General features: G+C 35.7%; 1 protein-coding gene. It reads right to left on the minus strand.

Annotated features, from left to right (window positions below):
- Nucleotides 1-109 precede the first annotated feature (109 nt).
- Nucleotides 110-1,099 (minus strand): YcjF family protein, encoded by a 990-nt coding sequence (locus CWR48_RS14945; protein WP_115774128.1) that lies wholly within the window; start codon nt 1,097-1,099, stop codon nt 110-112.
- Between the last annotated feature and the right edge of the window lie 690 nt (nt 1,100-1,789).

Raw genomic sequence — 1,789 nt, forward strand, 5'->3', positions numbered from 1 at the left:
CAAAATCATATTATTTAGAATACAAAAAGTGTGCCTAGATGTCGAATTTTTTATTGTCTATTTTTAGGGGGCTTGACTACAGGCACCTAAACGCACAGGCACCCAGATCTTATGCTTCCTTCTTCCTAAATCGTTCATATAATACTTTTAATGCATTCGCATCGAGCTCGATATCATTTTCATATGCATATTTAATTGCATATCCAAGTGCGAGGGTCATTCCGCCAGCAATGCTGCCACCTGCGACAGAGCCTGCTCCGGGAATAAATTTCACAATTTGCCGGAAGAGGGTTTTACCAATATTTCCCGTAATGGTTGCAATCGTGAGTTCCTTTGCCCGCTCCTTTGATAGAGGTTTTTCATATAATGCAGCAAGACGAACCATCAATCCAACTTGAATTCCTGTAAGCGGGACAAAGTCAGAACCAGGAATTGGCACAGCACCAATTGCTGTCGCTGAGCCTGCAGCTGCAAGAATCCACTTATTCGCTGTAGATGATTTTTCCTTGATAAGCCGCGCAAATTGAATCTCTTTATGCTTTTTTTTCAATATTTCTAGAATCTCATTTCTAAGTTTATCAATGTTTTCACCTGTTTTAGACGAGATTGGAATCACTTTATGTTGATGATTTGAATGGTCTTTCACATATTTTACTAAACTGGGAATATCATCGGCAGCATCGATTTTATTTAGGACAAACAGGATATTTTTATTCTTCTTTTCAATGATTTCAAAGGATTTTCTTTCTCCTTCAGAAAAGACTGTCCCAGCAGCATTTAGGAAGAACAGGATAACATCGGCATCCACATAATAACGTAATGTTTCCTCTGAATTTTTACCATTAATATCGTCGAGACCCGGTGTATCGACAAAGATAATTTTATCTCGGTAAACATAGCGATCGATGTCAATCGTTTCTCCAGGCTTTGCGCCAACAGGAGCAACTTCATCGCCAATCAATTGATTAATTGTAGATGATTTTCCTGTATTCACGTCACCAATCATCGCGAATAGGATTTCCTCATCTAATTGTTCATTCACCTTGTCCGTTTCTTGCTCATAGGTTTGCACGAATTCCTTTTCATTAAATTCTGCCAAGTCGATCACACTCCTTCCCTCTATACTACCAAATCCAGTAGGAAACATACTAATTGATTGCTGAGAAAAATAAAACACGCTTTCATATTCAAAATATGGAGTAAATCGAAGTAAATTAATGAAATTATAAGGAAAATGGAGATGTTCCCGTTTACTTAGATGTTGTTCTCGTTTTCATGCCACTTGTTACCGATTTCACAGACTTTGTCAAATATTGCTTTATCCAGCATAATAAAGGTATCCAATAGAGAGGGGGAAGCAATAATGAAAATACTTTTAAAAAAGATCTTAAAACCATACATGGAAATGCACATTGATGCATATACAAGACTAAACAGAGAAAATAAATAACGAAGAATGAATGGGAAAAGGAGAGTGAAAATATGAAAAAAGTATTGGATTACTTATTAGAAAAACTTGATCGTCACGTTGAACAGAACAAAGAATTTTATAGTAACAGCTTCAAAACTAGATAAACCCTTTAAGGGAGACTACTATTTAAGAAATTCTTCTAGTGAATAGAAATTGGATTCTCAAATAATAAAGATGATTTAGAGAATCGTATATTAAGATTCACCTTTATCACTTCTAAAGACTATACTCCAAATTAAAATATCCACATAGCATAATAATAAAAAACAACTCGATTGTCGCACCTTCTAAGCGTGGAACCCGAGTTGTTTTTATTGA

The organism is Oceanobacillus arenosus (assembly GCF_003369575.1).
In the GTDB taxonomy this organism is placed as follows: Bacteria; Bacillota; Bacilli; order Bacillales; family Amphibacillaceae; genus Oceanobacillus; species Oceanobacillus arenosus.